The sequence below is a fragment of the Pseudomonas sp. genome (assembly GCF_049590575.1).
In the GTDB taxonomy this organism is placed as follows: domain Bacteria; phylum Pseudomonadota; class Gammaproteobacteria; order Pseudomonadales; family Pseudomonadaceae; genus Aquipseudomonas.
In genome coordinates this window covers 1-3,406 of record NZ_JBAWDE010000034.1, presented here as the reverse complement: position 1 = coordinate 3,406, position 3,406 = coordinate 1, and the positions used below count along the sequence as shown (strand labels likewise).

Here is a 3,406-nt window from a genome sequence, read left to right as displayed (position 1 = left end):
GGTCAAAGTTGATACAGGTCGTTTGGCCCTGCTCGGTCGGTAGCATGTAGAAGCGCATTTAAAACAATGCCCCAAGTAACGGCCCTTTACAACTGCCGAGGCGTTTTTGGAGACTGATCCTCTCCGATAAGCCACGCCTCGATCAAGTCGGCGATCATGCCCGCTCCGACGCTGTTGAGGTGGAGTGTGTCCGTGGTGACGAGAAGGCCGTTGCGCCGGGAGACTTCATCCCAGGAAAGGCCGGTGGCATGGAGCGCCAGGGCGTTGCCGGTGTTGTGCAAGCCGTCACGGTACTCCAGCCGGGGAGGGAGGTCGGCCCGGTCGCCTTCATGTTCGCGAAGATAGGCGACCATTCGCTCGTGCAGCGGAAGATAGGCGATGGTTTCTTCCCGGGCCACCCGGCGGACCGCGTCATTGTAGAGGGCGGTTTTCCGATTGGCCTCGTGCTCGAGATCTTCCCCGATCACGGCCAGCGAGAGGAGCGCCAGGCGCGCGTTCGTTTCCTGCTTCAGTCGCTGGACGATGGTTCCGAGATTGCGCTCGTACCAGGCCAGGGTCGGTTCCGTCGGCAGATGATTGAAGGCCTTGTACCGGGCGAGATTGCGCTCGCTCATCGTGACGTTGACGTCGTTTGTGCCGATGAGAATAGTGACGAAATCGGGCCGCTCGGCGATGACTTGGTCGAGCCGCTCGAGGCCGTTCCAGGCCAGGTCGCCGTTGACCCCGTGATTGATAAACCGAAAGGCCGCCAGCGAAGGCCGCGCGCCGAGCAGGTTGAGGTAATTGAAAGTGACCGTGCCCGCCGTCAGGCTCGCCCCGAAACAGACGACGGTTTTCACGCTCAATCGCCGTAGCCGTTCGGATGCTTCTGATGCCAGGCCCAGGCGCTCTCGATGATCGGCTGAAGGCGCGGATATTTGGGACGCCAGCCCAGCTCGCTGGTGATTTTATGCGAACTGGCCACCAGCCGGGGCGGATCGCCCGGACGCGGATCCATGACCACGACAGGAATGGGGTGGCCGGTCACTTTGCGCGCAATATCGACGACCTGCCGGACGGAAAAGCCTTCGCCGCTGCCCAGATTGTAGCTGACGCTGGCCTCGCGTCCCAGGGCCAGCATGTGGGCGGCGGCCAGGTCCTGGATGTGGATGAAGTCGCGGATGCAGGTGCCGTCGGGCGTGGCATATTTGTTGCCGTAAATTTCGGCCTTTTCCTTTTGACCCAGCGCGACTTTGAGGATGTTTGGGATCAGATGGGTCTCGATGCGGTGATCTTCCCCGAACTGCGCGCTGGCTCCGGCGGCGTTGAAATAGCGGAGGTTGACATGGATCACCCCATGAATCTTGTCGTACCATTGGAGGATCTGCTCGAACATGAGCTTCGACTGGCCGTAGGGATTGATCGGCTTTTGAGGCAGCCGCTCGTCCATGGGAACTTTATCGGGCGAGCCATAAGTGGCGCACGTCGAGGAGAAGATGAACTTCTTCACTCCGGTCTCGACCGCGGCGTCGAGCAGGTTGAGGGCGCCAAAGACGTTATTGCGAAAATACTTCGAGGGGTTGGTCATCGATTCGCCCACCAAGGCGTTGGCGGCGAAATGCATGATGGCGTCGGGCTTGGCCTCCTTCATCGCCGCAAAGATCTCCTTCCGGTTCTGGAGATCGCCTTTGATGAAGGCGGCCCGCGTGTCGACCGCCGCCCGATGCCCTTCGCTCAGGTTGTCGAAGATCGTGACCCGGTGTCCGGCGTTGATGAGTTCTTCCGAACAAATGCTGCCGATGTAGCCGGCTCCTCCGGTAACGAAAATATGCATGGGAAAATGAAAGCGTCCGCCGCGCCTAAGTCACGCCGTTTTCTTGCGCGGACGCCGTTTCAGTTCGGGCAGCGGCTTCCGCAGATTGCGGTAGATTTGTATGATGGAAACACAATTGTTGATGACGTAATAGAGGGAGAGCGCCGCGGCGAAGTTATAAAAGATGAAAAGAAAGAAGAGCGGCATGATTTGGGCGATCTTCGCCTGGGTCGGATCGCCGATTTGCGGTGTCATGCGCATCATCACCATGGTCAGCCCGGTGACCATGATGGGCAGGGGATGAAGCGATGGATGAAAGCCGAAGAACAGGAACGGCGCGGTCCAGACGGCGTCGGGCTTGGTCAAATCGTGAACCCAGAGGAACGATTGCCCGCGCAATTCAACCGCGTTCTGGAGCATGAAATAGAGGCTGAAGAAGACGGGCATCTGGATCAGGGCCGGCAGGCAGCCGCCGAAAGGGTTGACGCCATATTCCTTGTAGAGGGCGAACGTCTCGGTCTGGAGCTTTTCGGGAGTCTCTTTGTATTTGGCCTGGAGTTCCTTCAGCTTGGGCGCCAGCGCCTGCATCCGCTTGCCGGAACGGTTGGCGAAGCTTTGCAGCGGCCACGTAATCACCTTGATCATCAACGTGAGCAGGATGATGGCGACGCCGTAATTATGAAAGATGAGGAACCAGAAGTGGAGCACGGTCAGCATCGGCACGATCAAAAGCTCAAACCAGCCGTAGTTCATCAATTCGCCCTGATCAGCGCCCAGGGCGTCGAGCCGGTTGAAGTCCTTCGGCCCGGCGTAAAGGCCATAATTCAAGGTGACGGCGTGGCCCGCGGGCACGCTTAGGGCGGGGAAATTTGCCGAAGCTTCGATGTCGGGATCGGCATCCGGAGGAGCAAGTCTCCCATCCTGGTCCCATTGGTTGAAGCACCGGAACTCACCAGCTTGGATGGAATTCTCTGTTGCCGGAGTCAGAAGCACGGCGAAAAACTGATTTTCGACCCCGAGCCACCGCAGGGGTGACGGATCGATAGTCTGACTTGAAAACTGGTCCTTCGCATCATGCGTTTTGATTCCAATCAGGGGAATGGAACCGGGACTGAAGCTATTCAGGGTCGTCAGGTGAAACTTGGCGGCGAGCCAGCCGGAGCCAAGGTACTGAAGGTTGAATGACGAAGCTGAGCGCCCCTTTGACCACTTGGTAATAGGATCGTAAATCGGTTCCGCGCGACCGACGCTGAGGGAATAGGCGGGCAGCGTGACGTCGGCCGTGCCCGTGTTCGTCAGCGTGTCGTTCACATCGAGCGTGTAGACCAGGGGTTTGGTCTCGGGTTGCCCCAGGTCCCGGGCAATCTTGTGGAAAAGCACCCGCAGGTAACCGCTCATCCCCGTATCGGTTTCAAGTTCCTTGCCGAAAGTATAGGTCCGCTCCCATTTCACGCCGCCGGGGAGAGCGCAGGAAAAGCGGACCCCGTTGGGAAGATTTTCCTCAACCTGAAAATTGGCCGTATCGGCCCCCGGCCATCCACTGAGGGCGAGGACATTGGAATGGGATTGCTCGTTGAGCACAATATTTCCGCCATTATCGGCCTTGTGTTTTTT

The 3,406-nt window shown here is 58.7% G+C and carries 3 protein-coding genes; all 3 read right to left on the bottom strand.

Annotated elements, in window-relative coordinates; all coding sequences use genetic code 11:
* Positions 1–86: 86 nt before the first annotated feature.
* The gene (locus WBR57_RS02810; RefSeq protein WP_424081912.1) at positions 87–839 is read right to left on the bottom strand and encodes an SGNH/GDSL hydrolase family protein; all 753 of its coding nucleotides are present in this window, start codon (positions 837–839) and stop codon (positions 87–89) included.
* A 2-nt stretch (positions 840–841) separates the two neighbouring features.
* Positions 842–1,813, bottom strand: a complete 972-nt coding sequence (galE, locus tag WBR57_RS02805) for a UDP-glucose 4-epimerase GalE (RefSeq protein WP_424081910.1) — start codon at positions 1,811–1,813, stop codon at positions 842–844.
* A 30-nt stretch (positions 1,814–1,843) separates the two neighbouring features.
* A partial coding sequence (locus WBR57_RS02800) for a YidC/Oxa1 family insertase periplasmic-domain containing protein (protein WP_424081908.1) occupies positions 1,844–3,406 on the bottom strand: 1,563 nt, incomplete at its 5' end.